This window comes from Uliginosibacterium sp. sgz301328, from assembly GCF_041807905.1.
Lineage (GTDB): Bacteria > Pseudomonadota > Gammaproteobacteria > Burkholderiales > Rhodocyclaceae > JBGVSA01.
The window spans coordinates 14706-41290 of sequence record NZ_JBGVSA010000018.1; the positions used below are offsets into that span (position 1 = coordinate 14706).

The 26585-nt window shown below is 65.4% G+C and carries 26 protein-coding genes and 1 riboswitch; of the genes, 13 read left to right on the forward strand and 13 right to left on the reverse strand.

All coding sequences use genetic code 11. The features are described 5' to 3' along the window. Positions 1-65: 65 nt before the first annotated feature. The 6 genes from fliJ to ACDA63_RS14155 are packed head-to-tail and all read right to left on the reverse strand — an operon-like array spanning position 66 to position 5564. Positions 66-512 (reverse strand): flagellar export protein FliJ, encoded by a 447-nt coding sequence (fliJ, locus tag ACDA63_RS14130; RefSeq protein ID WP_373663912.1) that lies wholly within the window; start codon positions 510-512, stop codon positions 66-68. Further along, the gene (fliI, locus tag ACDA63_RS14135; protein WP_373663913.1) at positions 509-1819 is read right to left on the reverse strand and encodes a flagellar protein export ATPase FliI; all 1311 of its coding nucleotides are present in this window, start codon (positions 1817-1819) and stop codon (positions 509-511) included. The genes fliJ and fliI overlap by 4 nt, the downstream gene beginning before the upstream one ends. Next, positions 1816-2493, reverse strand: coding sequence for a flagellar assembly protein FliH (gene fliH / locus ACDA63_RS14140; protein WP_373663914.1), 678 nt, complete (start codon positions 2491-2493; stop codon positions 1816-1818). The genes fliI and fliH overlap by 4 nt, the downstream gene beginning before the upstream one ends. Then, positions 2490-3515 (reverse strand): flagellar motor switch protein FliG, encoded by a 1026-nt coding sequence (locus ACDA63_RS14145; RefSeq protein ID WP_373663915.1) that lies wholly within the window; start codon positions 3513-3515, stop codon positions 2490-2492. The genes fliH and ACDA63_RS14145 overlap by 4 nt, the downstream gene beginning before the upstream one ends. Beyond that, on the reverse strand, positions 3512-5206 hold the full coding sequence (gene fliF / locus ACDA63_RS14150; protein ID WP_373663916.1) for a flagellar basal-body MS-ring/collar protein FliF: 1695 nt from the start codon (positions 5204-5206) through the stop codon (positions 3512-3514). The genes ACDA63_RS14145 and fliF overlap by 4 nt, the downstream gene beginning before the upstream one ends. 19 nt (positions 5207-5225) lie before the next feature. Then, entirely contained in the window at positions 5226-5564 is a 339-nt protein-coding gene (locus ACDA63_RS14155) for a flagellar hook-basal body complex protein FliE (RefSeq protein WP_373663917.1), read from the reverse strand. 455 nt (positions 5565-6019) lie between these two features. Beyond that, a riboswitch (cyclic di-GMP riboswitch) is annotated at positions 6020-6107 on the reverse strand. A 384-nt stretch (positions 6108-6491) separates the two neighbouring features. Between ACDA63_RS14155 and ACDA63_RS14160 the strand changes: the two genes are divergently transcribed. The 7 genes from ACDA63_RS14160 to ACDA63_RS14190 are packed head-to-tail and all read left to right on the forward strand — an operon-like array spanning position 6492 to position 12780. After that, entirely contained in the window at positions 6492-7358 is an 867-nt protein-coding gene (locus ACDA63_RS14160) for a FliM/FliN family flagellar motor switch protein (RefSeq protein ID WP_373663918.1), read from the forward strand. A gap of 5 nt (positions 7359-7363) precedes the next feature. After that, positions 7364-7720, forward strand: coding sequence for a flagellar motor switch protein FliN (fliN, locus tag ACDA63_RS14165; protein ID WP_373663919.1), 357 nt, complete (start codon positions 7364-7366; stop codon positions 7718-7720). Beyond that, a complete protein-coding gene (gene fliP / locus ACDA63_RS14170; RefSeq protein WP_373663920.1) occupies positions 7717-8475 on the forward strand; it encodes a flagellar type III secretion system pore protein FliP in 759 nt (252 codons plus the stop codon). The genes fliN and fliP overlap by 4 nt, the downstream gene beginning before the upstream one ends. Then, complete coding sequence (fliQ, locus tag ACDA63_RS14175; RefSeq protein WP_373663921.1) at positions 8475-8747, forward strand: flagellar biosynthesis protein FliQ; 273 nt, start codon at positions 8475-8477, stop codon at positions 8745-8747. Before fliP ends, fliQ begins: the two co-directional genes overlap by 1 nt. A 7-nt stretch (positions 8748-8754) precedes the next feature. Continuing rightward, positions 8755-9528 (forward strand): flagellar biosynthetic protein FliR, encoded by a 774-nt coding sequence (gene fliR / locus ACDA63_RS14180; protein WP_373663922.1) that lies wholly within the window; start codon positions 8755-8757, stop codon positions 9526-9528. A gap of 10 nt (positions 9529-9538) precedes the next feature. Further along, on the forward strand, positions 9539-10690 hold the full coding sequence (gene flhB, locus ACDA63_RS14185) for a flagellar type III secretion system protein FlhB (RefSeq protein WP_373663923.1): 1152 nt from the start codon (positions 9539-9541) through the stop codon (positions 10688-10690). Next, the gene (locus ACDA63_RS14190) at positions 10687-12780 is read left to right on the forward strand and encodes a flagellar biosynthesis protein FlhA (protein WP_373663924.1); all 2094 of its coding nucleotides are present in this window, start codon (positions 10687-10689) and stop codon (positions 12778-12780) included. The genes flhB and ACDA63_RS14190 overlap by 4 nt, the downstream gene beginning before the upstream one ends. Here ACDA63_RS14190 and ACDA63_RS14195 read toward each other — a convergent pair. The 3 genes from ACDA63_RS14195 to ACDA63_RS14205 all read right to left on the reverse strand — a co-directional run bounded on the left by ACDA63_RS14195 (position 12761) and on the right by ACDA63_RS14205 (position 15563). Next, complete coding sequence (locus ACDA63_RS14195) at positions 12761-13654, reverse strand: hypothetical protein (RefSeq protein WP_373663925.1); 894 nt, start codon at positions 13652-13654, stop codon at positions 12761-12763. The genes ACDA63_RS14190 and ACDA63_RS14195 overlap by 20 nt on opposite strands. 202 nt (positions 13655-13856) lie before the next feature. After that, positions 13857-14750, reverse strand: coding sequence for a flagellin (locus tag ACDA63_RS14200; protein ID WP_373663926.1), 894 nt, complete (start codon positions 14748-14750; stop codon positions 13857-13859). 117 nt (positions 14751-14867) lie between these two features. Then, positions 14868-15563 (reverse strand): hypothetical protein, encoded by a 696-nt coding sequence (locus tag ACDA63_RS14205; RefSeq protein WP_373663927.1) that lies wholly within the window; start codon positions 15561-15563, stop codon positions 14868-14870. Between the two features lie 207 nt (positions 15564-15770). Between ACDA63_RS14205 and ACDA63_RS14210 the strand changes: the two genes are divergently transcribed. The 3 genes from ACDA63_RS14210 (at position 15771) to ACDA63_RS14220 (ending at position 19706) form a co-directional block, all read left to right on the forward strand. Continuing rightward, positions 15771-17456, forward strand: coding sequence for a 7TM diverse intracellular signaling domain-containing protein (locus ACDA63_RS14210; RefSeq protein ID WP_373663928.1), 1686 nt, complete (start codon positions 15771-15773; stop codon positions 17454-17456). Between the two features lie 114 nt (positions 17457-17570). Then, positions 17571-18632: an NAD(P)-dependent alcohol dehydrogenase gene (locus tag ACDA63_RS14215; protein WP_373663929.1), complete on the forward strand. Its 1062-nt coding sequence runs from the start codon at positions 17571-17573 to the stop codon at positions 18630-18632. 96 nt (positions 18633-18728) lie between these two features. Then, entirely contained in the window at positions 18729-19706 is a 978-nt protein-coding gene (locus ACDA63_RS14220) for a Gfo/Idh/MocA family protein (protein ID WP_373663930.1), read from the forward strand. A 16-nt stretch (positions 19707-19722) separates the two neighbouring features. Here ACDA63_RS14220 and ACDA63_RS14225 read toward each other — a convergent pair whose 3' ends face one another. After that, a complete protein-coding gene (locus tag ACDA63_RS14225; RefSeq protein WP_373663931.1) occupies positions 19723-20220 on the reverse strand; it encodes a CinA family protein in 498 nt (165 codons plus the stop codon). Between the two features lie 209 nt (positions 20221-20429). Here ACDA63_RS14225 and ACDA63_RS14230 point away from each other — a divergent pair, with 209 nt between their 5' ends. The 3 genes from ACDA63_RS14230 to ACDA63_RS14240 are packed head-to-tail and all read left to right on the forward strand — an operon-like array spanning position 20430 to position 23416. Next, positions 20430-22496 (forward strand): ribonucleoside triphosphate reductase, encoded by a 2067-nt coding sequence (locus ACDA63_RS14230; protein WP_373663932.1) that lies wholly within the window; start codon positions 20430-20432, stop codon positions 22494-22496. Then, positions 22493-22684 carry an anaerobic ribonucleoside-triphosphate reductase gene (nrdD, locus tag ACDA63_RS14235; RefSeq protein ID WP_373663933.1) on the forward strand — a complete coding sequence of 64 codons (192 nt, stop codon included), beginning with the start codon at positions 22493-22495 and terminating at the stop codon, positions 22682-22684. Before ACDA63_RS14230 ends, nrdD begins: the two co-directional genes overlap by 4 nt. A gap of 12 nt (positions 22685-22696) precedes the next feature. After that, positions 22697-23416, forward strand: a complete 720-nt coding sequence (locus ACDA63_RS14240) for an anaerobic ribonucleoside-triphosphate reductase activating protein (protein WP_373663934.1) — start codon at positions 22697-22699, stop codon at positions 23414-23416. Between the two features lie 1121 nt (positions 23417-24537). Here ACDA63_RS14240 and ACDA63_RS14245 read toward each other — a convergent pair. From ACDA63_RS14245 to thiL, 3 genes are read right to left on the reverse strand one after another with little or no spacing between them, the layout of a single operon-like run. Next, the gene (locus ACDA63_RS14245; RefSeq protein WP_373663935.1) at positions 24538-25110 is read right to left on the reverse strand and encodes an HD domain-containing protein; all 573 of its coding nucleotides are present in this window, start codon (positions 25108-25110) and stop codon (positions 24538-24540) included. Next, complete coding sequence (locus tag ACDA63_RS14250; protein WP_373663975.1) at positions 25107-25586, reverse strand: phosphatidylglycerophosphatase A; 480 nt, start codon at positions 25584-25586, stop codon at positions 25107-25109. The genes ACDA63_RS14245 and ACDA63_RS14250 overlap by 4 nt, the downstream gene beginning before the upstream one ends. Before the next feature lie 31 nt (positions 25587-25617). Then, positions 25618-26577 (reverse strand): thiamine-phosphate kinase, encoded by a 960-nt coding sequence (thiL, locus tag ACDA63_RS14255; protein ID WP_373663936.1) that lies wholly within the window; start codon positions 26575-26577, stop codon positions 25618-25620. Between the last annotated feature and the right edge of the window lie 8 nt (positions 26578-26585).

Below are 26585 nucleotides of genomic sequence, written 5' to 3' on the forward strand. Positions count from 1 at the left end.
TACGGGAATTTCGGGAATGCCCGTGTACAGGGCGACCGGATTGCCCGTGGCCTGAAGCGGCGCGTTCATGCCTGCCCCCGTAGCCATGCCTGGGTGGCCAGATCGTCCTGGCGCTTTTGTTCCTGCTGCGAGACTTCGCGTGCCAGATCGGCCTGCTTGCGCGCCAGCACCTGCCCCAGCGCTTCGTGCTTGTGGACCGCCTTCGTGAGCGCCTGACGGGCCTGCTGGACTTCGGCTTCCTGCACGGCCAGTTGTTCGCGCTGGGCGTCGGCCATGCGCATCACCGCCTGCTTGTACTCGCCGCAGTTGAGCGACAGCGCCGATAGATGCGCGACCTTGGGCGCGCCACTGGCGCCCGCGCTCTGGTAGAGGCCTTCGAGGCGTGTGAGCGTCTTGCGATGGCGCTCCGACAGGTTCTGCACGCGCGCCAGTTCGCCGACGAGGCGATCCTTTTCGCGCTCGCGCAGATCGACGACGGTGCTCAGCGATTGGAACGGGGCGGTCTTGCTCATGCGGCCAGCGCCTCCAGTTGCGCCACGCTCTGCACCAGCGGTGCGGCTTCATGCGTGCCCTGATGCAGGAAGGCTTCGATCTGCGGATACAAGGACACGGCGCGATCAGTGGCCGGGTCTGCGCCGGGCACGTAGGCGCCCAGCGGCAACAGTTCGCGCACCTGCGCGTGGCGCGCGGCCAGCGCCTTGATCTCGCGCGCAGCGGCCTGGTGCGGTTTGCTCGTCACCAATGGCATGCAACGGCTGATCGATTGCGCAATGTCGATGGCCGGGTAGTGGCCGCGATCGGCCAACGCACGCGACAGCACGATGTGCCCGTCGAGAATGGCGCGCGCCGTGTCGACCACCGGGTCCTGCTGGTCGTCGCCTTCGGCCAGCACGGTGTAGATGGCGCTCATGCTGCCCTGTGCGTGCTCGCCATTGCCGGCGCTTTCCACCAGTTGCGGCAGCACGCTGAACACCGACGGCGGATAACCGCGCGTGGCAGGCGGCTCGCCCAGCGCCAAAGCGACCTCGCGCCGCGCCATGGCGTAACGCGTGAGCGAGTCGACCAGCAACAGCACGTGCAGTCCCTGATCGCGGAAATGCGCGGCGATGGCATGGCACAACTCAGTCGCGCGCAAGCGCATCAGCGGCGACTCATCCGCCGGGGCAGTGACGACAACAGCACGGGCGAGACCGGCCGGGCCCAATGACATATCGATGAACTCGCGCACTTCGCGGCCGCGCTCGCCGATCAGCCCGACCACCACCACGTCGGCCACGGTCTGGCGCGTGATGAGGCCGAGCAGCACGCTCTTGCCGACGCCGCTGCCGGCCATCAGCCCGACGCGCTGCCCGCGTCCGAGCGTGAGCAGCCCATTGATGGCGCGCACGCCCACGTCGAGCGTTTCGCGCACCGGTTGCTTGCGCAGCGGATTCACGCGCGGCGGTTGCAGCGACAACGGGTGTTCGCCGCCAAGGCGTTCCAGTCCGTCGAGCGGCTCACCCAATCCGTTAACGATGCGCCCCAGCCACGAAGGGCCGATCATCAGTCCGCCCTGGTCAGGCATCGGCAGCACGCGCGCGCCGGTCGCCAGCCCGTCGGTGCGCTTGAACGGCATGAGGTATGAGACCTCGTTGCGGAACCCCACCACCTGCGCAGCGATCCAGTCGCCCTGCGCGGTTTCGATTCGGCAGCGCTGCCCGGTGCGGAAAGCACAGCCGGTGCTTTCCAGCAGCAGGCCTGACGCGCCCACCAGCCGCCCCGTGTGGGTGGCGACGGGAACCTCGTCGATTTCCAGCCGGCGCAGTGCGGCACCGATCATGGCGCGGCCTCTTCTTCTGCCTGCAACAGTTGTGCGCTGACCTGTTCCATGCACGCGGCCAGCCGCTGCCGGCAGCCAGCGTCGGCTTCGCGGCCACCCGCCTTGACGCGGCATTCGCCCGCTTCGAGACGCGGATCGGCGATGAGCGTCCAGCGCTCGGCGCGATCGGGCGCGAGTTCGCGGATGCGCTCGCATTCTTCGGGGTTGAGGTACACCTCGACGCCTTCGGGCGCGGGCGGCATGGTGGCGAGCGTTTCGTCCACCAGCGACAGGAGCTGCACCGGTTGCAATGCGAGCTCGCTACGGATGACCTGCCGCGCGACCTTGGCGACGAGTTCGACCACTTCCTTGCGCAGCGCCGACTGGTAGTCGCTCTGCAACTGGCGCAGCGCGATCAGCGCGGCGTCCAGCGGAGCGGCGAGCGCATCGAATCGCTCCAACACTTCGCGGCGTGCATCGGCAACACCCGCGCGGCGGCCTTCTTCGCGCCCCTGCGCAGTGCCGGTTTCGCGCCCGGCCTCGATACCGATGTCATAGCCCTCGCGGTAGCCTCGATCCATGCCGTCCTTGAAGGCGTCGGCCTGCGTGAGCTGCAGGTGCGCCTGCGCGGCGGGCGACAGACCGGCGGACACTTGCGACAACGGCGGGAAGCGATGCGGGCGCATGTTTCTCATTCCACCGTCGCCTCGGCGAAGAGCTGCACTTCGATTTCGCCGGCGTCGGCCAGCTCCTTGACCTGCGCCATGATCTCTTCGCGCACTTGTTCGACGCGGCTGCGCGGTACCGGCCCGCCGCGACGCATGAGGTCTTCGAAGCTCTGTGCCTGACGACGCGGCATGGCCTGCATGATGGTGTCGCGCACCACGGGCTCGGCACCCTTGAGCGCGATGGCCCACTGCTCCAGCGGAATCTCGTCGATGAGGCGCGTGATGACCGCTTCGCTCTGACGCGAGAGGATGAAAAAGTCGTACATGCTGACTTCGATGCGCGACACCACTTCGGCGTCGTGCGCGCGCAGCAGTTCGACCATCTGCTGACGATTGCCCGGCAGGCGGTTGATGATCTCGGCGGCCTGGCGCACACCTTCGACGCTGGCGCTCTGCAGGCCGAGACTGTCGAGGCAGCGGCTGACGACTTCGTCGAGTTCCACCAGCAGGTCGCGGTCGATTTCGTTAAGGCGCGCGACGTTGAGCAAAACCAGATCACGGCTGTCCGCCGGCAGCGCGTCGATCACTTCACCGGCCAGCGCTGAAGGCAGGAACGCTAGGAACACCGCCTGCATGCGCACGTGTTCATGCGCAATGCGTTCGGCCAGCCACTTGGGCGAGGCCCATTGCAGGCGCGCCATCTTGGGACGGATGGCGTCGCCGTAGATGGTGTTGAGCACACTGTTGGCAATGTCCGCGCCGAGCGCCAGATCGAGCGAGCGCTTGAGGTACGTGCGCGACGCGCCATGCACGCCGCTCTGCTCGCGGTAGTCGTCAAAGAAGCGTTGCAGCGAGCCCTTGACGGCGTCGACCTTGATGCCGCTCATGCGCGACATCACCTGCGTCACGCCCAGCAGTTCTTCGCGCGACAGACAACGCAGCACGGCGGCGGCGGGCTCTTCGCCCATCGACAACAGCACGATGGCGGCCTGCTCGACCGGGCTCAACGTGGCGCCGGGGACGATGGTGTCGGGCAGATTGGTGCTCATGCGCGCGCTCCCGGTTCGCTACGTTCTTTCTTTTGCACCCACTGGCGCACGACTTCGGCCACGCGCTCGGGTTCCTTCGCGGCCAGCGTGCGCAGGTGCTCGACCATCACGTCGACAGGCGAGCCCGGCGGCGGCAGATCGTAATCGGCCAGCAGAGGCACCACTGACATGCCGCCCTGCGCGACCGGCGCGCCGAGTGCCGGTGCGTCGGCGGACGACAAGGCGGCGGCCGACGTCGGCATGGCGGCACCGGGTTCGATCGCCGGGTCGCCGAGGTCGACGATCTCGCGCGTTTTCGCCACCGGCGGCGCGACAGCGTTCTGAGCCAGCCGGAACACCGGACGGAAGATGAACAGAAATGCCAGCAGCGTGGCCAGCGCGTAGGCCGCCCACGTCGCCATCTCGATGACGTTGTCACGCTGCTGCCACCACGGCACATCTGCCGGGCGGCCGGGGAAGTCCATCGACGACACGACCAGCGTGTCGCCGCGCGTCTCGTCGATACCCAAGCCGCTGCGCAGCACCTTGTCGACATTGGCAATGGCAGCCGGCGACCACGCGCGGTGGTCAGGCGCGGCGGCACCATTGAGCACCACGGCGACGGAGAGCTTTTTCAACCGGCCACGGCTGCGCTGCGTCTGCGTGATGGTGCGGTCGTAGGCGTACTGACGCGTGGTGGCGTTCTTCTGCGCGGTGGTTGCTTCGGACTGCCCTTCCTGCGCGGCGGCAACCTGCACGGGACGATTGGACAGCGAACCCGGCACGCCGATGGCAAGCGGGTCGCGGCCGGATTCGTTGCGCATCGCTTCGTTGGTAATTTTCGGCGCTTCACCGTAGCGCTCGACCGTCTCATTCACGCGGTCGTAGTCGACGTCGGCGGTGACGCTGGCCTTGTAGTTGTCCGCGCCCAGCACCGGCGCGAGCAGTTCGGCGATGTTGCGGCGGGTCTCGTCCTGGTAGTGGCGCGAGGCATCCGACACCTGACCGCCTTCGTAGCCGTCGGTCAGATCGACGCGCGACGACAGGAAGGCGCCGGTCTGGTCGACGACGGTAACGCGCTTGGCGTCGAGGCTGGCGACGCTGTTGGCCACGAGGTTGATGATGGCGGCGATCTGCTCCGGCGCCAGCGTGCGGCCGGCCTTGAGCATGAGCACGACCGACGCGGAACTCTTCTCGCCGTCGCTCACGACAAACGACGTGGAACGCGCGATGGACAGATGCACGCGCGCCGACTCGACCGCCTCCAGCGAGGAAATGCTCTGCGAGAGTTCACCTTCGAGCCCGCGGCGGAAACGTACGTCCTGCACAAACTGGCTGGTCCCCAGAGGATCGTTGCGATCCATCAGCTCCAGCCCTTCAGGCAGTTTGGCCACAACGCCGCGCGATGCCAAAAGCATGCGTACGCGCCCGAGCTTGCTTTCTGGCACCAGCACCTGGCCAGTGTCCGGATGCAGGCGATACGGAATGCCCTGCGCGTCGAGTGCTGCCACCACGTCGGTGACGGAGACCTTCTCGCGGCCGCCGAACACCGGCTTGTAGTTGGCCTGGTCGCGCCAGGCAAACATGAGCACCAGCGCGGTGATGCCAATGGCAAGCACCACCAGCGGCAGCAGGTTCTTGAACAGCCCTGCCGGCACCTTGGGCGAGGTTCCACGCAGGCGGGCAAAGGCAGGTTTGAGTGCGGCGATCACGAGGGCGTCCCTGGGTCGCTCAGAGTTGCAGCTTGATCAGCTCATCCACGGCGCCAACGACCTTGTTGCGCACCTGCATGAGCATCGAGAACGACAGGGAGGCGTCCTGACTGGCGAGCATGGCACCGACCAGATCGTCGCTGCGGCCGGCGTCGACATCGGCCATGCGCTCGCCGGCCACGCGGTCCTTCTCGTTCACGCCCATGACGGCCTGCTTGAAGCTGTCGGCAAAGCTCATCGCCGCGCCGTCATTGCCTTCCGCGGACAAGGGGTTGGCCAGAGGTGCCTGCAACTGGGAGGCCAGGTTGCGCAATTGCGCAAGATCGGCCCCGATGAGTGCGCTCATTTCGCTTGCCATCACGCTCTCCAATCACCCGCAGCCAATGCGTGCGACAGCCGGGGCAAATATATGCACGCACTCATGCGGGGGTTATGAGGGATATTCGATTTGTCCATTTTCGTCATGGCTCCGACATATTCCAGCAACCAATTTCACGAAACGATCGGCAAATAAATCCCCTTACCGTTTGAATAACGGCGAATTAAATAGTCAAAGGGATTTTTCGGATCGCCCTGCCTGACAAATCGCGCAAAAAATCGACGCGCAAACGCCTGGCCGAAGGACCGTGAGGGTTACGGGAAGAGGGGGTACAGCATGGAGCCTTCCTTTCTTGCAATGCAGCAAATCGTGCCAGGGCGGCACAAAGGAAGGTCGAGGTCGCGAGTTTAGCGACTTGCAAGACCCGGTGGAGACAGGAGCGCACGGCGATCCAGCGCCATCAGCCACCGGTTGAACCCTTGACAGGGGTTCAGTCTGGCAACCCCGCTATCGTGGCCTTTTCAGGCGGTAGACCGGAGGCTTTGCGACCCCGCCTTTCGTGCGGGTGTGCCCAAATTTGGCCGGAGTATAGGCACGAATCTGTCAGATATCCAAGGAGTTTCTGAGTTTTTGTCAGAAACATCGTATTTATATTGCTTTGCAGCATCCTCCGCTACCCAACTATTGGGAGGAGTTCGCCATTTCGTTCGAAGCCTATCTTTTGACATACATCAAACATCTTAGATGTCTGACATCATCGGCCCCGCTATCGAAACACACCCGCATATTCATCGTCGCGCCCTGCGAATATCAGGTTGAATATCCGTTTGAATGCCCCAGTCGGATTAATTTTATTTTTATCGAACGCTAAAGTTTGTAAATGTCCGCGACGATTAAGCAGCGTGACGCCGCGACTGGCGATTTATTTTCCGTATTCAGAACGCGGGCGATGCCCGTTGAATCTCCATGCAAATCCACCGCCCTTCCCCTCGAGCCCCGGCTGATGTCCGCGTACTCGATGCGCGCACGCTGGGCCGCCCGGTGCATCTGCTGCACAGGTTCGTCGGTCCGTTGCGCGAGGACCTGGCAGAGGTTTTCCGCACCGGCCTGAACCGCCGATACCGCGCGTCGTTCGAGTTGAACGACGTGACCATCGGCCGGCTCGACATGGTGCCCCCGCGCTGCCGCTGGCTGCAGTACTCGGACGCCACCGGCCGTATCGGCTTTGCCATCGAGCGGCAGGTACTGCTGTGTGTGCTCGACTACCGCTACGGCGCGCGCGATGGCAGCGGCGCATCCACCCAGGGTGCGGCGCCCGTTCCCGAGACGGCGACCGAAGAACGGCTGGCCGGCATGCTCGGACGACAGTTCGTCAGTGCGCTGGCCGAACGCATCGAATGGCTGCCCGAGACCGGCAGCGCCGAGACCTGCGTGCATGAGTTCACCGAAGGCGCGGGCAGTCCGCCCGCCGCCGGCACGTGGTGCGTGCGGGCCCAGGTGGCCGAACCGACGCGCGGCGTCGAAGGCTGCCTGTGGTTTGTGCTCGACGACGCGTGGATGCAACGTCTGCTCTCGCGCCTGTCGCCCCTGCGCCCGGCAACGGGCCGCGCGCCTGCCGCGCCGCTTGCCACGCGTCTGTCGCTGACACTGGTCGGCCGCCTGCTCGAGAAGGAAGTCCCCCTGGGCGTGCTGCTCGACGCCCGCGTGGGCGACGTCATCCCTGTCAGCATGGGTGTGACCGACGTGCTGGTCGACGACGCGCGCCTGTTCACCGCACGCGTGGCCGAGCACAAAGGCAAGCTGTGCCTAACCGCTTTTGAAGATGTGGAGTAACCCCCATGGACCCGATCGATAACTCCGAACTGAGTAGCCTGCTGGCCGATCTGGCCGAGCCCGTTGCCGGTGAAACGGTGACGGCCGAGCCCGCCCGTGCGCCGCGTTCGCTCACGCAGATGATGCGCAAGATTCCTGTCACGCTGACGCTCGAAGTCGGCGCGGCGCGCGTGTCGTTGCAGGACGTGATGAACATCGAGCAGGACAGCGTGGTGGAACTCGACACGTTGGCTGGCGAACCGCTGGTCATCAAGGTCAACGGCACGCCCATCGGTCGCGCCGAAGTGGTGGTGTCGGGCGAGAACTACGGACTCAAGGTGGTGGAACTGACCGACCTCGACCTGGGCACGCTGGGCGCGTGACAGCGGTGAAGACCACACGGCTGGTGTCACTCGCCGGCACTGCATTGCTACTGGCCCTGCCGCTGGCGGCCCATGCCGACACGCTGGCCGTGCTCGGCAGCACCACGCAGGGCGCGACGACCGAACTGACGGTCAAGACACAGATTCTCGTCATCATGACGCTGCTCGGGCTGCTGCCCGTGATGGTGCTGATGATGACGAGTTTCACGCGCTTCGTGATCGTGCTGTCATTGCTGCGGCAGGCGCTGGGCCTGCAGACGGGTCTGCCCAACCGCATCGTCACCGGCGTGGCGCTGATTCTCACCCTGCTGGTCATGCGCCCCATCGGCGAGACCATCTGGGCCAATGCTTTCGTGCCGTACGACGAAGACAAGATCACCCTGCAGGAAGCGTTGAAGATCGCCGAAGCTCCGCTGTCGCGCTTCATGCTGGCGCAGACGAGCAAGAGCGCACTGGCCCAGATTTCGCAACTGGCTGGCGAAAAGGACATCGCCCGCCCGCAGGATCACGCCTTCACCGTGAAGCTCGCCGCCTTCGTGCTGAGCGAGCTGAAGACCGCCTTCCAGATCGGCTGCATGTTGTTCATCCCCTTCCTCGTCATCGATCTGGTGGTGTCATCGGTGCTGATGGCGATGGGCATGATGATGCTGTCGCCGCTGGTCATATCGCTGCCGCTCAAGCTGTTGCTGTTCGTGCTGGTCGACGGCTGGACGCTGACGGTCAATACGCTGGTCACCAGCGTGAGGGCGTTCTGATGCTCACGCCCGAAGTCGCGGTCGAGCTGATGAGCGATGCCTTGCACATGGTGATGGTGCTGGTTGCCGTGCTGATCGTGCCCGGCCTTGTCGTCGGTCTGTTGGTGAGCCTGTTCCAGGCGGCCACGCAGATCAACGAACAGACCTTGAGCTTTCTGCCGCGCCTGATGGTGACACTGCTGGCGATCACGCTCGCCGGGCGCTGGGCAAGCGGCTACGTCATGGACTTCTGCGTGGCGATCTTCCAGCGCGCCGCCGCGCTGGTCGGATAGACGCGCCATGGTCGAACCGGTCTTCGGCCAACTGCTGGCATTGCTGCATGCGCTGTGGTGGCCGTTCTGCCGCACGCTGGCGATGTTCAGCGCCGCCCCGGTGATCGGCGACAACATGGCGCCGGTGACGGTGCGCGTGCTGCTCTCGCTGGCACTCGCGGTGGTGATGTTGCCGGTGGCGCAGCCAGCGGTGCACATCGACCCGTTCTCGTTGCAGGGCGTGGCCGCCACCGGCGAACAGGTCGTGGTGGGGCTGGTGATCGGGCTGGCGTTCCACCTGACCATGGCGATCGTCATGGTGCTCGGGTATCTGGTGTCCTCGCAGATGGGGCTGGCGATGGCGGTGATGAACGACCCCATGAACGGAGCGTCCTCCGACGTGGTGTCGAGCATGCTCTACATTCTGTGCATCATCGTGTTCTTCTCCATCGACGGACACATCGTGCTGGTGCGCGTGCTGGGCGAGAGTTTCCGCGCGTGGCCAGTGGGGCGCGGCTTTGAATTGCTCGCCCTGCACAAGCTCGCGCTCAACGTGGCCTGGGTGTTTTCGGCCGCGTTGCTGCTGGCCATTCCCATCGTGTTCTCGACACTCGTCGTGCAGATGGGGTTCGGTTTTCTCAATCGCGTAGCGCCCACGCTCAATCTGTTCTCGCTGGGCTTCTCGCTGGTAACGGTGTTCAGCCTGCTGATGCTTGCGCAGATCGTGCATACCGTGCCGGCGCATTACATCCGCATGACGGCGCGCGTGCTCGACATGCTGCGGCGCGACTTTGGCATCTGACGTGTAAGCCATGGCCGAGCACAGCAGTAGCGAAGACAAGACCGAAAAGCCCTCGGCGCAGAAACTGCGCAAGTCACGCGAGCAGGGGCAGGTGCCTCGTTCGCGCGATGTCGCCACGGCGATCGGCATTCTCGTCTGCATCAAGCTGATCGTGCTGCTCATGCCGGGTTACCTGGAGGACTTTCGCGAACTGTTCGGCGCTGGCTTTGCGGCACTCGACGGTGACGGGACGCCCGAGAATCTGTGGTCGAGCGCTTTCACCACCGCCATGCTGTTGATGGCAAAGATGATGCTGCCGCTGTTCGTGGTGCCGCTGGCCATCTCGCTGGGCGCGCTCTATCCCGGCGGCTGGGTGTTTGCAGGATCGCACCTGATGCCGAAGTTCTCGCGCATGAATCCGCTGGCCTACGTGCAGCGCCTCACGCAACCGAAGCACGTGGCGAGCGTGGCGGCGTCGATCGCCAAGGCGGTCGCGTTGGGGCTCGTGCTGTGGCATGTGTCCAGCAGCACGTTGCCGGATTTCATCGCCCTGCAGGCGCAGCCGCTCGACCAGGCCATCATGTATGGCGCGGGCTTGATGCTCGACGGCATCCTCGCGCTCTGCACGGTGTTCGTGATCTTCGCGCTCATCGATCTGCCGGTGCAGCGCTTCATCTACCTGCGCGAACAACGCATGACCAAGCGCGAGATGAAAGAGGAATACAAGAGCACCGAAGGCCGCCCCGAAGTGCGCCAGCGCATCCGCCAGTTGCAGTTGCAGATGGCCCGCCGGGGCGTACGCAAGACGGTGCCCGGCGCCGATGTGGTGATCGTCAACCCCGAGCACTACGCCGTGGCGCTCAAGTACGACGCCGACCGCGCCGACGCACCGTTCGTCATCGCCAAAGGTGTCGATGAGATGGCGCTCTACATCCGCGAAGTCGCACGCGAATCGAATGTCGAAGTCGTGCCGCTGCCGCCGCTGGCACGCGCCATCTACAACACCAGCCAGGTGAACCAGAAGATCCCCGCCGCCCTGTATCGCGCCGTTGCGCTGGTACTGGGCTATGTATTGCAGTTGCAGGCGTTCCGTGGCGGCCGCCGCGAACGTGCGCCGCTGCTGCCGGACGCGCTGCCGATTCCGCGCGCCTTTCTCGACGCCCACGCCCGACAAGAATCATGAATGCCCTGCGCCGACTGATCGATGAATTGCGCCGCCACCGCGTGGCCGCGCCCCTGTTCGTGATGGCCATCCTCGCGATGGTGATCCTGCCGTTGCCGCCCGTGCTGCTGGACATGTTGTTCACGTTCAACATCGTGCTGGCGCTGCTGGTGATCCTGGTGAGCGTGAACAGCAAACGTCCGCTGGACTTCTCGGTGTTCCCGACCGTGATCCTCGCCACGACGCTGATGCGCCTGACGCTCAACGTGGCGTCCACACGCGTGGTGCTGCTGCACGGGCATGAGGGCACCAGTGCGGCCGGCCGCGTGATCGAAGCCTTCGGCCACGTGGTGATCGGCGGCAACTTCGTGGTCGGCCTGGTGGTGTTCGTGATCCTCATGATCATCAACTTCATCGTGGTGACCAAGGGAGCGGAGCGGATCTCGGAGGTGTCGGCGCGCTTCACGCTCGACGCGCTGCCGGGCAAGCAGATGGCCATCGACGCCGACCTGAACGCCGGCCTCATCAATCAGGAGCGCGCGCAACTGCGGCGCCGTGAAGTCGCCGCCGAGGCCGACTTCTACGGCGCCATGGATGGTGCATCGAAGTTTGTCCGGGGCGACGCCGTCGCCGGCATCCTGATTCTCATCATCAACATGGTGGGCGGCGTGGCCATTGGCGCGCTGATGCACGACCTGTCCCTGGCCGAGTCGTTCCGCCTTTATGCCTTGCTGACCATTGGCGACGGACTGGTCGCGCAGATCCCCGCACTGCTGCTGTCGGCCTCCGCCGCCATCATCGTCACGCGCGTAGGCAGCGAGTCGAAGGACTTCGAACAGCAAGTCGGCACGCAACTGCTCGCCTCGCCGAGCGTGCTGTACGGCGTGGCCGCACTGATGACAGTGCTGGCCGCGATCCCCGGCATGCCGTGGTTCACCTTCCTCGGTTTTGCAGCCGTGGTGGCGTTCGTCGGCTGGCGCATGGCGCAACGACAGGCGGCCGCACCGGAGGACGCCGACCTCGCGGCCGTCCCCGCCGCGCTGCTCACCGAAGAAGTGCCGGACCTCGAATGGCGCAGTCTTCCATTCGTCGAACCGCTGTCGGTAACGCTGGGCTACAAGCTCGTCGGTCTGATCGACCCGGCACAGGGCGCACCGCTCACGCGGCGCATCAAGGGCATCCGCCAGAGTCTGAGCGAGAGCATGGGGCTGGTACTGCCGGCCATCGGCGTGCGTGACGATCTGGGGCTCAAACCTTCGCAGTATTCAGTGTTGCTGTCGGGCACGATCATCGCGCAGGCCGAGGTGTTTGCTGACCACCTGATGGCGATTCCCTCGCCGCAGGTCTACGGCGAACTGGATGGCATTCCCGGCGTGGAGCCGGCTTATGGCATGCCGGTGACCTGGATCGCGCCGGACCAGAAAGGGCATGCCCTGGGCATGGGGTATCAAGTGGTGGACGCGCCCAGCGTGGTCGCCACCCACGTGTCGAAGCTCGTGCGCGACAACCTGCCCGAACTCATCCGCCACGAAGACGTACCCGCGCTGCTCGAACGGCTGGCCGCGCAGGCGCCCAAGTTGTCGGCGGCGCTGGAAAAAGCGCTCACGTCGAGCCAGTTGCTGAAGGTGTTTCGCGCATTGCTCACCGAGCAGGTGTCGCTACGCGATATCGTGCCGATTGCGACCACTCTGCTCGACAGCGCCGAGAACACCAAGGACCCGATCCTGCTGGCGGCCGAAGTGCGCTGCACGGTGCGGCGGCAGATTGTCGCCGCGCTGGTCGGGCAGACGGGCGACATGCGTGCGTTCAATCTGAGCGGCGAACTGGAGAACATGCTGCTGGGCGCGCTCAACCAGGCGCGACAAGGCGGCAAGACGGCGCTCGACAACTACCCCATTGATCCCAACCTGCTGTCGCAACTGCAATCGCACATGCCGCTGGTGCGCGAGCAGATGAAGCAGCAAGGTGCTGCGCCGCTGCTGGTGGTGATGCCGCAAATCCGCCCGCTGCTGGCGCGCTACGCGCGACTCTTCGCGCCGGGTCTCGCGGTGCTCTCGTACAACGAGATCCCCGAGCAGCGCGAAGTGAGCATCATCGGCTCGCTGGGTTGAGATCAGCCAGCACGAGCAGCACTTCGGCCGCCGCGCGGTAGAGCGCGGGCGCCACGGCTGCCGGTGCGCTGCGCGGCATGAGTGCAAAGCGCGGCGCCGTCGGCGCGGGCAATTGCCCCTGCGCGATGCTGCAGCGGAACAGCCGCAGATCGATGCGCGCCAGGGCGGCGGCAATGTGCGAGAGCCGTTCTCGCACGACGGCGACGGCATCGGCGCGTTCGGCGGCGATGCTCAACTGGATGCCGCCGCTCACCCACTGTACGTGGAGCATGACGGAGCCCACGCCCGGCAGCCTACATTCGGCGCGGATCGCCAGCATGCGCGCACGGCGCGCAGCCGGTCGGCCGTCGTCTTCGGGATCGGATTGCACCAGACGCAACAGCATGGGCTGCCCGCCCCATGCGTAGAGCGGGAATGACCAGCGCTCGATATCGTCGGGCAGGGCCACGCCCGGCTCGCTCACGGGGCTCAGCATGCGTGCGCCATAAGCAGGCCCGTCCGGCGACAGGCCCACGGCGTCGCTGCGCCAGCGACCATGCACCAGCGCGCGCCACGTGGCGGCCAATGCCGCGGCGCTGGGTTCGCGCCATGTGATGCGACGCAGCGCGGTCTGGTCGAGTCGCATGGCGTCCTGATCGGTGAGCGGCATGCGTCGGCTCGTAGCGGCCGCGGCGACTTGCGTGCGCGTGGTACCAAAGAGTTCGAGTTCGAGCGGATCGGTGGCGAGTACGCGCACCAGCAGTACGTCTCCTTCCTTGAGCCCTTCGCCGTACTGGGCGAGCCCGGTGAGACGCAGCGCGCGGCCGTTGTCGGCGGAGACCAGCAGATCGGCGCCGTCGGCTTCGGTCAGCGCCAGCCGCAGGGTTTCTCCCACGGATAATCCGTGCGATTGCGCCCGCTGCGCGCGCGACTGCGCGGGTGGCATGTGCACCACCGCCGAAACCCTGTCCAGCGCCATACGCTCCCCCGTCTTCCCGCCCGCGCCCTACGCAAAAGAAAGGCCAGCCCATGCAGCGGCTGGCCCGGTCGACAAACGCCCCGCCCGCAAGGGCGAAGCGCCGTTCATGCTGAGTGCATTACTGCATCAGCGACAGCACGAGCTGCGACATGCTGCTGCTTTGCTTGAGCATCGAGGTGCTGGCTTGCATGAGCAGTTGCTTGGAGGTCATGTTGGCCGTCTCGGACGCGTAATCCACGTCCATGATGCGGCTACGTGCCTGGGTGGTGTTGGTGCTCATGTTCGACAGGTTGTTGTAGACATGGTCCAGACGGTTGGACGCAGCACCCAGCGAAGCGCGCAGCGAACCGACGTCGTCCAGTGCCTTGGAGATGTCGTCGATCTTGGTGTTGGCACTCGTGGTGGTGGTGATTTCGGTACCGACCGTGGTCACCGCGGCGGCCGCATAGTGCGTGCTCAGGCCGCTCAGCTTGGTGCCGGCCAGCGTTGCCAGGGCGGCGTTCACGTCCACCGACATGGTTTCGGACTTGGCCGCGCCGATCTGGAACGTCATGGCTGCGGACAGCTTGCCGCCCGTGCCGTCAACCTTGGTGCCGTCGGAGAACAGGTTGGCGCCGCCGAAGGAGGTGTTCTTGACGATGTTGGCCAGTTCTTCGCCCAGCGCATCGTATTCCGATTGCATGGATTTCTTGTCGTCCGAGCTGGAGGAATCGGACGCGGCTTCGGTCGCCAGATCCTTCATGCGCAGCAGGATGTCGGAGACTTCGTTGAAGGCGCCTTCAGCGGTCTGCATCATCGAGATGCCGTTCTGCGTGTTGCGCATTGCAACGGCCATGCCGCGCGTTTGCGAGTTCAGGCGGGTGGCGATCTGCAGGCCGGCGGCGTCGTCCATCGCCGAGTTGATGCGATAGCCCGTGCCCAGGCGGGTCATCGAGGTGGACAGTTGCTTCTGGACAGAGCCGACCGCGTTCTGCGAGGTCAGCGCTGCGGCATTGGTGTGAAGACTCAGCATGACAATACTCCTGATTGGAATTCGGACAGTCGGAGCACCGGTTTCAGCGCCCTCTACTGCACAGGGCGACACCATGCCGGGGGCACTTAAATCTTTCGCTGGGGAAATGCGGTTCGGCTAGAGCACCGACCAGAGACGCGAGGTGGACATCGCGCGATGGGCCACGCCTTCCTCCCACAGGCGCACGCCGCCGGCGAAGGCGTCTTCGTTGCCGCCGCGGCGGGTCCTGTCAGGCAACGGATCGACGAGTGCGGCATTGCCGCCGCCGAGCAGAACATAGTCGGCGAGGAGGGCCAGCCGGAAGCACTCCACCCAACGCCGCACAAGGTGCAGCCATGCGTCGCGCCCGTTTTCGTCGAGCGCGGCCTGGCCGATGCGGTTGAACAGGATGTCGCCGTCGCAGGGCAGCTCGCCCAGTTCGAGCGGCAGCACCAGGCCGTCGTCGACCAGCGCGGCGCCAAGCCCTGTGCCCAGTCCGAGGAACAGCATCTTGCCGCCTTCGTAGCCGCCCAGCGCTTGCAGTACGGCATCGTTGGCGACCTTGACCGGGCGCTCGAAGGCGGCCTCGAAGTCGAAGCCGACCCAGCCACCGGACAGATTGCCGGGCTCGTCGCACGGACCGCCCGGCCCGACGCGCCCCGGATAGCCGATCGAGACGACGTCATAGTCCCAGCCCGCACGGCATTCGGCCACGCCCGCCATGAGCGCCTGCGGCGTCAGATGCGGGCCGGACTCGAAGCGGCGGACCTCGCCGCTGGGCATGTGGCAGACCTTGACGAAACTGCCTCCGATGTCGACCACCAGTACGTTCACGACAGGGCTCCCGTCAGACGTTTTATGCCAGTCCCAGCAAGCTGCGCTCCCAGCCCGGAGGTGCGCTGGTCTGCCCCGCAGGACACGGGCAGAATGGCGGCGGCAGGTTCAGGCGCCACGGCGCCGCAAAAACCCTGGAGAGCGGAACAAACCGCCGGGGACAGAGCACGCAATGATCGGAGGACGAGGGCTTCGGCCCCGGATGGCATGCGTCGTATCACTTTTGCTGAATACCTGCGCAACGGCGCGTGCATCGCGCTGACCTGCCTTGCGCTCGTTCTGGCCACAACGGCTCGCGCCCACGCGGCAGCACAACTGTCGGGCGCCGGACCCGTGGACATCGGCCTGCGCGGCCATTATTTCGTGTCCGAAGCGCCACCTCCGGCAAAAGCCGGGGACATCGATGCCTGGCTTCGGCAGGCGAGGCCCGTCGCACGGCCAAGCATGCTCGGCGGACGCTACTGGTTGTACACGGATGTCTACGTGGCGGGCGAACAGCATGACTGGGTTTTCGACGTCGGCAACACGCTGGTGGCTTCCATCGATGCCTGGGTGTTCGGGCCGGACGGCAAGGTGCAGACGATTCACACCGGCTACGACGCGCCGCGCACGTACACGTTGCATTACGGCCAGCCCGTGGCCTTTGCGCAAGCCGGCGCCTATCGCGTGCTGGTGAATTTCGACAGCCCCTACTTCCGCGCTTATCCGTCGTTCAAGTTGTGGCCGCAGGCCACTTACGGCGAACACGTCCTGCTGCGCAACGTGATCGCGCTGGGCTGCTTCGGCGCGCTGCTGGCACTCGCCGTGTTCAATCTGTTCGTGTTCTTGGCGATGCGCGACCGCGCGCAGTTGTACTACGCCGCCTACCTGCTCGCCTATGCCGCAGGCTGGGCGTTCGTCTTCAACGTGCCGCGCGACGTATTCGGCACGCAGGGGCTGCACTGGATCTATGTGCCGTTCTTCCTGCTGCCGGTGCTGAACACGCTGTTCTACCTGCGCTTCCTGAATCTGGCCGAGTATTCGCCACGACTGGCCCGCTGGAGCCGCATCAATCTGGTGCTGCCGCTGGTGCTGCTGCCCAGTTGCTTCGTGGCGCTGTCGTACGCGCACACGCTCGCTACGATCGTCATTTCGATATGGCTGGCGCTGGCGCTGGCCAGCGGGATCGCGTGTCTGCGGGCGGGCTATCTGCCGGCGCGGTATTTCGTCCTCGCTTTCGTCGCGCTGATCGTGCCGGCGTTGCTGATCCTGCCCGCCAACCTGGGGCTGGCGCCCGAGCTGGTGGACAACGAACTGATGACTCTCATCGGCGGCACCGCCGACGGGGTGCTGCTGGCTTTCGCGCTGGCCGATCGATACCGGCTGCTGGCGCGCCAGAAGGATGAATACGTCGCGCGGCTCGACGCGGCACTGAGGCTGGCGACGACCGACGGGCTGACAGGAGTGGGCAACCGCCACGCGTTCGACGACTACCTGCGCCACCATGTCGTGCTCGGCCAGGAAGCCGGCGAAGAGGAGCACGTGATGGCACTGATCGACATGGACGGCCTCAAGCACGTCAACGATCACTTCGGCCACACGGTGGGCGACCGGTTGCTGCGCAACCTGGCGCAGTTCCTGAACGAGCGCGTGGCGCCGCTTGGCAGGGTTTTCCGCCTGGGCGGCGACGAATTCGCCGTGCTGACGCGGCAGGCGCATGTCGCCAGCATCGAAGCGGCCCTGGTCGAGGCCGAACGCGAAATCGTGCAGCGCACCTGCCCGCAAGCCGGCTTGAGCTACGGCTTTGCGCGCGCGGGCGAAGCCGCCACGACCGGCGTGCTGATGACGCTGGCCGATACGCGCATGTACTTGCGCAAGGGCGAACGCCGGCAGGCGCGCGCGCGCTCTGCCTGAACAGACAATCCGACAGGATCAGGCAAGTCTTGTGCAGGAACAGGCACGCGCGCCAAGCGGCGCTGCCGGACAATGGCGTGGCTTCGGAAAGCACCTCAATCCAAGGAGATTCGCATGCCCCTGAACGTTCGCGGCTATGCCGCCGCATCGGCCACCTCGGCCCTGGCGCCTTACTCTTTCAACCGCCGCGACATGCGCGCCAATGACGTGGAGATCGAAATCCTCTACTGCGGCGTATGTCACTCCGACATCCACCAGGCGCGCAACGAATGGCACAACAGCCTGTACCCGATGGTGCCGGGCCATGAGATCGTCGGCCGCGTGGCGCGCGTCGGCAGCAAGGTCAGCACTTTCAAGGCGGGCGATTTCGTCGGCGTGGGCTGCATGGTCGATTCATGCCAGCACTGCGCGTCGTGCGCGGAAGGGCTCGAACAATATTGCGAAGAGCACGCCACGTGGACCTACAACGACACCGATCGTCACGACGGCCTGCCGACCTTCGGCGGCTATTCGGAACGCATCGTGGTGTCCGACAAGTTCGTGCTGCGCATGCCGGACGGCGTCGATCTGAAGACTGCCGCGCCCCTGCTGTGCGCCGGCATCACGACGTGGTCGCCGCTGCGTCATTGGAAGGTCGGCGCGGGCAGCCGCGTGGCCGTGGTCGGCCTGGGCGGACTCGGGCATATGGGCATCAAGTTCGCCAAGGCGCTCGGCGCCGAAGTGACGCTGTTCACGCGCTCCCCCGGCAAGGAGGCCGACGCGCGCCGGCTGGGTGCCGACCACGTGGTGCTGTCGACGGACGATGCGCAGATGAAGGCGGTGGCGAGCCACTTCGATTTCATCCTCGATACCGTACCGCACGAACACGACATCAACCCGTACCTGCTGACGCTGCGACGCGACGGTGCGCTGGTGCTGGTGGGGCTGCTCGGTCCCCTCAATCCGCCGGCCAACGCAGCGTACGTCATCGGCGGGCGGCGCACGGTCAGCGGGTCGGCCATCGGCGGCATCGCCGAGACGCAGGAGATGCTCGACTTCTGCGCAGAACACGGCATCGGTTGCGACATCGAGATGATCGATATCCAGGACATCAACGGCGCCTACGAACGGATGCTGCGTAGCGATGTGAAGTACCGCTTCGTGATCGACATCGCCTCGCTTCGCAAGGCGGCGTAGGCAGCTTTCCGCCCATCGGGCTGCGTGTGGCAGTCATGCCCAGGCAGCCCGCGTCTGCGATACTGTCGCCCTTCTTTTTTGTACGAGGACCAGGCCATGAAGACGATCCGCTGGGGCATCATCGGTTGCGGGGACGTCACCGAAGTAAAGAGTGGCCCAGGCTTCCAGAAGGCGGAGCATTCCTCGCTGGTGGCCGTCATGCGCCGCAATGGCGAGCTGGCTGCCGACTACGCGCGGCGCCATGGCGTGCCGCGCTGGTACGACAACGCCGAAGCGCTCATCGCCGATCCCGAGGTCGATGCCGTCTACGTCGCCACGCCGCCGGCGCCGCACAAGGACTACACCTTGATGTGCGCTGCCGTGGGCAAGCCGGTCTACGTTGAAAAGCCGATGGCCATGAACCACGCCGAGTGCGTGGACATGGTCGACGCGTGCCGTCGCGCGGGTGTGCCGCTGTTCGTTGCGTACTATCGCCGTGCGCTGGCGCGCTTCGTGAAGATCAAGGAGCTGATCGACGGTGGCGCCATCGGCGCGCCGCGCTTTGTGAACGTGGTCTATCACCGGCCCGCGTCCGAATCCGATCGCGACCCGGCACAGAACTGGCGCATCGATCCGGCCGTTGCCGGCGGCGGGTATTTTCTCGATCTCGCGTCGCACATGCTCGACTTCCTCGACCATGCGCTGGGCCCCATCGCCCACGCTTCGGGCCAAGGGGGCAACCAGGCAGGTCTGTACAAGGCCGAGGACATCGTGACGGGCAGCTTCGTGTTCGAGTCCGGCGTACAGGGTAGCGGCGTGTGGTGCTTCGACAGTTTCGGCCGGCGCGACGAGACGACGATCGTGGGCACGCGCGGCAGCCTGCGCTATGCGACCTTCGACGACAGTCCCGTGCTATTGACCACCGAAGCCGGCACGGAGGAATTCGTCATCCCCTATCCGGCCCATGTCCACCAGCCGCTGATCCAGACCATCGTCGACCAGCTCAATGGCCAGGGGCTGTGCCCCAGCACTGGCGAGAGCGCGGCGCGTACTTCGCGCGTGATGGATCTGTTGCTCGGGGACTACTACCGTTGAGCGGTGCGCGCGCCGGTCACTCGGCCCGCGCGCACAGACCCAGCAGCGCGTTGCGGGCGGCCTGTCGCCGTACCGCCTGACGGTCGCCCGCGTAGTGATGAGTGACCGCCACGCCCGGCGCGCTGCGCGAGCCCCAGGCCAGGCACACGGTGCCGACCGGTTTCTGCGCCGTGCCGCCGCTCGGGCCGGCTATGCCCGAGATCGCCACCGCCACGTCGGCGCGCGAGCGCGCCAGCGCGCCGGCGACCATTTCCAGCACCGTCGCCTCGCTGACCGCGCCGTGCTTGGCGAGCGTGTCCGGGCGCACGTCGAGCATTTCGATCTTGGCTTCGTTCGAATAGGTGACGAAGCCGCGCTCGAACCAGTCGCTCGATCCGGCTATTTCGGTGATCAGCGCGCTGACCAGCCCGCCGGTGCACGATTCGGCCGACGCCATCCGCCAGCCCCGGGCGCGCAACATGGCGCCGGCCTCGGCAGCCTGCTCGATCAGACGGTCCAGCGGGATGGATTCCATGGGGCTCTCCGGTATCTGGCGTGACGCGCGAAGGGGCATCTTACCGCCTGTACACGTCTTGCACGGCGCGCGGTGCCGCCCTTCCGTACAGGCTCGGCACATTCCGACGCGCCCTCAGAAGTTGACCCAACTCAAACTATTCACCTCTCCTGCGCGCGACCATCTGCGGCGGCCTACTACATCTAGTCGCCTCAAGGGCCCCGCACCCCATGAATAGTACCCAGGCTGAATATCCGTCGTTCGATCCGATCCCTTCGTCGCCCCTTTCGGTGCGCAAGCGGGACGGCCGCATCCTGCCCTTTGATCGCAACAAGATCGAGGCCGCCATCGCCCGGGCCGGCAACGCCACCGGCGAGTTCGACCCGGATCAGGCCGCGGCACTCACCGATACGGTGTGCCGGGTGCTCAACTACCGCTACCACGACGGTGCGCCGCCCATTGAGCGCATCCAGGACGTGGTGGAACAGACATTGGTGGCGGCGGATTTCTTCCGCACCGCGCGGGCCTACATCGTCTATCGCGAACAGCACGCCAAGCTGCGCGGCGACACCCGCGCCATGGTCGACGCCATCGGTTCGATTTCGGAATACCTCTCGCAGAGCGACTGGCGCGTGCGTGCCAATGCCAACCAGGGTTATTCGCTGGGCGGCATGATCCTCAACATCTCGGGCAAGGTGGTGGCCAACTACTGGCTCAACCACATCTACCCGCCCGAGGTCGGTGAAGCGCACAAGCACGGCGACGTGCACATCCACGATCTGGACATGCTCTCCGGCTACTGTGCCGGCTGGTCGCTGCGCACGCTGCTGCACGAAGGCTTCAACGGCGTGCCGGGCAAGGTCGAAGCGGCGCCGCCCAAGCATCTGCGCAGCGCCGTCGGGCAGATGGTGAACTTCCTCGGCACGCTGCAGAACGAATGGGCCGGCGCGCAGGCGTTCAGTTCGTTCGATACCTATCTGGCGCCCTTCGTACGGCGCGACAACATGGACTACGCCAGCGTGCGCCAATGCATGCAGGAGCTGGTCTACAACCTGAACGTGCCGTCGCGCTGGGGCACGCAGACGCCCTTCACCAACCTGACTTTCGATTGGGTGTGCCCGGAAGACCTGCGCGACCAGGTGCCGTACATCGCGGGCGAGGAGATGCCGTTCACTTACGGCGAGCTGCAGGCCGAGATGAACCTCGTCAATCGCGCCTTCCTGGAAGTGATGATGACGGGCGACGCCAAGGGGCGCGCGTTTACGTTCCCGATCCCGACGTACAACATCACGACGGATTTCGACTGGGACCAGCCCAACTGCGAGCTGCTCTTCGAGATGACCGCCAAGTACGGGCTGCCGTACTTCCAGAATTTCATCAACAGCGAGCTGTCGCCCAACATGGTGCGCTCGATGTGCTGCCGCCTGCAGCTCGATCTGCGCGAACTGCTCAAGCGCGGCAATGGTCTGTTTGGCTCCGCCGAGCAGACCGGATCGCTGGGCGTGGTGACGATCAACTGCGCGCGACTGGGTTATCTGTATCGCGGGGATGAACCGGGCCTGATGGCGCGGCTCGACGAATTGCTGGAGCTGGCCCGCAACAGCCTGGAGATCAAGCGCAAGGTCATCCAGCGTCTGATCGACGACGGACTGTTCCCCTACACCCGCCGCTACCTCGGCACGCTGCGCAATCACTTCTCGACCATTGGCATCAACGGCGTCAACGAGATGATCCGCAACTTCACGCTGGATGCCGGCGACATCACCGACGAAGAAGGCCACGCCTTCGCGCTGCGCCTGCTGGAACACGTGCGCGGCCGCATGACCGAATTCCAGGAAGAAACCGGCCACCTGTACAACCTCGAAGCCACGCCCGCCGAAGGCACGACGTACCGCTTTGCGCGCGAGGACAAGAAGCGCTGGCCCGATATCATCCAGGCCGGCACGCCCGAGTATCCGTACTACACCAATTCGACGCAGTTGCCGGTCGGCTTCACGGCGGACCCGTTCGAGGCGCTGGACCAGCAGGAGGCGCTGCAAAGCAAGTACACCGGCGGCACCGTGCTGCATCTGTATCTGGGCGAGCGGGTATCCACGTCGAAAGCGTGCAAGGAACTGGTGCGCCGTGCGCTCACGCGATTCCGCGTGCCGTACATCACCATCACGCCGACGTTCTCGATCTGCCCGAAGCACGGTTACATCGCCGGCGAACATCCGTTCTGCCCCAAGTGCGACGCCGAACTGCTGGCGAAGAAGCAGGCCGAACACGATGCAGCCATCGCGAAGGAGACACCATGATCCACGAAAGCCGCGCGGCCCGGTTCGCGCCGCACCCCGTCCTCAAGGACGAAGAACGCCAGCCCTGCGAAATCTGGACGCGCGTGATGGGCTACCACCGTCCGGTGACGTCGTTCAATCGCGGCAAGCAGGGCGAGTTCTACGAACGCCAGTACTTCAGCGAGACCGGCCGCTGCGGCAAGGCCTGAGGAAGGCAACAGATGGGCGATCACGCACAGCCGTGGCAAAACCGTCTGCGCGTGGCCGGCTTCCAGCCTTTCTCGACCGTCGACTGGCCGGGCACCATCGCGGCCGTCGTCTTCCTGCAGGGCTGTCCGTGGCGCTGCACGTATTGCCATAACCCGGAACTGCAGGAACGCAGCGTACCGCCGTCGATCCACTGGAGCGCGGTGGAAGCAAAGCTCGCCAAGCGCATCGGCTGGCTGGACGGCGTGGTGTTCTCGGGCGGCGAACCCACCGTCGACCGCGCACTGCCGGAGGCCATCGCGCGGGTGAAGGAGATGGGCTTTCGCGTGGGGCTGCACACGGGCGGCGCCTACCCGGATCGCCTCGCGCGCCTGCTCGGCATGCTCGATTGGGTGGGGCTGGATCTGAAGACTTCGCCGGAAGAATACGCGGCACTCACGGGCGCCCCCGGCAGCGGCAACAACGCTTATCACAGTGCCACGCTGGTGGCGCGCTCGGGCGTGCCCTACGAATGCCGGCTCACGTATCACCCACAGGTGGTGTCCGATGACACCGCGCGATTGTTGGTGCGATGTGCGAAGACCTTGGGTTGCGAGAGGTTCGTGATCCAGGAGTTTCGCCCGACGCCCAACCCTGATGCGGCGGGGTTGACCACTCATGTGTCAATGCCGGCTGCATTGCTCGAAGAGTTGCGTGGCATCCTGCCTGGGATTGAGTTGCGGACGTCGAGTTAGGACGTTGGCGGAAGCCCTCTTGGCGAGGCTGCGCGGCGCTCGCCGTTGTTTCGCGTGGGACTCGGCTGCCGGCGTTCGCTGGCGGGAAAAGCGCTTGGTGCCTGGTTGTTCGAGTTGGGTTTCGACTGTTGATTACGTTGCCCAGGGAGTTCGCTTTTGTCGCCTGTTGCTCGACAGAAACTGTTGTCGCGGTAGGGAGGTAGGGCGGAAGAGCGAAGCGTCATCCGCCATGGGCGACCTGCGCGGGCAGCGATAAGAGCCCTTTCTTCCTTGCTGCTTGGTTGTCCTGGCGTGGTCACGGCTGCTTGGGTACGTTGGCCGGGAGTTCGCCCCGGCGGGCGAGTAACTTTCTTGTCCCCGACAAGAAAGTCACCAAAGAAGCGGCCCCACAGCATCGTCGGCCTGCGGCCGATCCCCTGCGCTGCGCGGTCGAGAAGGCGGCTGCGGAACTCGCCTCCTGCGTCGGCTCAGACAGTCCTCGCCGACGGCTACGCCGCAACCTTCTCGCCCTGTGCTGCTCGGCGACGCTGAATGGGGTGCCCACACCACGCAACATGGTTGTTCTGGGGGAAGGCCAAAGCCCCTGTTTCTAAGTGCTTGTGTTTGTGCTGGCGCTCTCGCCAATCAAACGTCGTTGCCGATCGAACAACGTACCCGTTCGAATAGGCGGATGGCGCTCCACTTTTCCTCTCTACGCACTACTCGCAACATCTGAAACCTCGCTGCGCGTGTCGCATGCGCTTTGCGGTACACGCACAACACGTCACGAAGTTACTCGCCCGCCGGGGCGAACTCCCGGCCGTCGGGCATCTACAGTCGGGACTACCTAAGAACGGCGAGGCACTTAGCAAGAAAAGCTCTGAAGCCACAATCACCAGCCTACTGGAGCGGACAGCAGCCTGAGCAGTCGAGACCACCGCTGATAGACGAAACCCCACGCAGGAATACGCGTGCTCAGCAGACGAGCAGACTCCCGGCCAACGCAATTGAGCAGTCGGGACTAAGCTCCAACTACAAAGAACCAAGCGAGAGAGGTTCTTTCATCCAAGGAAAGCAACGGTAGCTGCTAGAGCGTAAGGGCGTCTCCGCATATCGTACGCCACAAACCCCTTCCCGCTATTTCACGCGCCACCATCGATGCGATCAAAAATCGCCTCAATGCGCGCCCGCACCATCGGCCACAACGACGGAAACACCTCCGCCACCGGCTGATTCATCGCCAAGACGCGATCGCGCGAAACGCCATGCCGACGCCATACATCGCCATCGTTGGCGATATTGAGCAACACCGGCATGAGGCGGTCGATGGCATACGCATAGCGCGCCTCGGGCGTGACTGCGTCGGTGAATTCGTGCCACAGCGCCTTCATCTCGGCAGCGGCGTCGGCCGGCAGACCGGTCAGCAACCGATCGAGCGCCAGCGCCTCGGATTGCGATGCGTCGGCCCGTGCCGCGTCGTACAGGAACGTGTCGCCGCATTCGATCTCCGGCACGTCATGCAGGAGGAGCATGCGCGAGGCGCGGTGGGCGTCGACGGGGAAAGCGCAGGCTTCGCGCAACACCAGCGCCATCGTCGCCGCGTGCCAGCTATGTTCGGCGGTGTTTTCGAAACGCGCCCCGCCGGCCACGCTGTTGCGACGATCGACGCTCTTGAGCCGATCGAGCGTCAGGACAAAGTCGAGCAGCGCGCTCACATCAGCACCCGCCACGCGATGGCCAGGACGACCAGCGAATAACCGGCGGCGAGCAGATCGTCGAGCATGACGCCCATGCCGTTCTTGAAGCGTGCGTCGGCCTGCCGGATCGGCCAGGGCTTGACGATGTCGAAGAAGCGGAACACCACCACGCCTGCGAATTGCCACAGCCAGGTCGCGGGCACCAGCCACAACACCAACCACACGGCGACGAATTCGTCCCACACGATGGCCCCGTGGTCGACCACGCCCAGCGCGCGCCCGGTGCGGTCGCAGATCAACCCGCCAGCGAAGAAACACACGGCGAGGAAGATCGCGAAGGAAAGATCGGTGAAGCGCGGCGCGATCAGGCAGAACACGCCCCAGGCGACGAAGGATGCGATCGTGCCGGGCGCGACGGGCGACAGACCGCTGCCCAGGCCGAGCGCGAGGAAATGCGCCGGGTGCGAGAGCGCCAGCCGCACGGTGGGCCGCACGGCGCCGGTTTTTGTAGTGAAGGCCATGGTGTCAGGAGAAGTGGTCGAAGCCGCGCGTGTTCATCGGCAGGCGAGAGCCATCGTCCAGCAGCAGTTCGATGTGGGGCGAGCCGGCTTCGATGGCGCCGATGCGTGCCAGCGGCAGTGCGAGGCGCAGGGACAAGGCTTCGACTTCGGCGCGACGATGGGCGGGCGCAGTAAAGAGTAGTTCGTAATCGTCGCCGCCGGCGAGGAACGTTCGTCGCGCCAGCAATGCGTCGCCACACGCCGCGATGAGCGGTTGCAGCGGCCATTCGACATCGGACAGCACGGCGGCGACGTTCGAGCGCTCGAGAATGTGCATGAGGTCGCCGCACAGACCGTCGGAAACGTCCAACGCCGCCGTCGCCAGCCCGCGCAGTCCCACGCCCAGCGCCACGCGCGGCGTGGGCTTGTGCAACGCGCCGACACAGCGCTCGCGCCAGTCGTCGGCCAGCGGCAGATCGTCGCGCAGGGCGCGCAGCCCGAGTGCGGCGAGGCCCGGCACCCCGGAGACCCATATGTCGTCGCCGGCCCGCGCGCCGGAGCGCACGATCGCTTGCCCGTGCGGGACTTCGCCGATGATCGTGGGGCACAGGTTGAGCGGGCCGCGCGTAGTGTCGCCGCCAACCCAGTCGACGCCGAAGCCGGCGCAGCATCCGTGAAACCCGCTGGCCATGGCGGCGACCCATTCGTCGCGCAGGTGCGGCAGCGACAGCGCCAGCAGCATCCAGCGCGGCTCGGCGCCCATCGCAGCCATGTCGGAGATATTCACCGCGGCGGCTTTCCAGCCGAGCAGTTCGGGCGCGACGTCGGCGAAGAAGTGCGTGCCCGACACGAGCATGTCGGTCGACACCACCATCTGCATGCCGGCGCGCGGCGTGAACAGCGCTCCGTCGTCACCCACGCCCAGATCGGTATGCGTGACGCTGCGCGTGAAGCGCCGCCGGATCAGATCGAATTCGCCGGGCATGAAGGCGG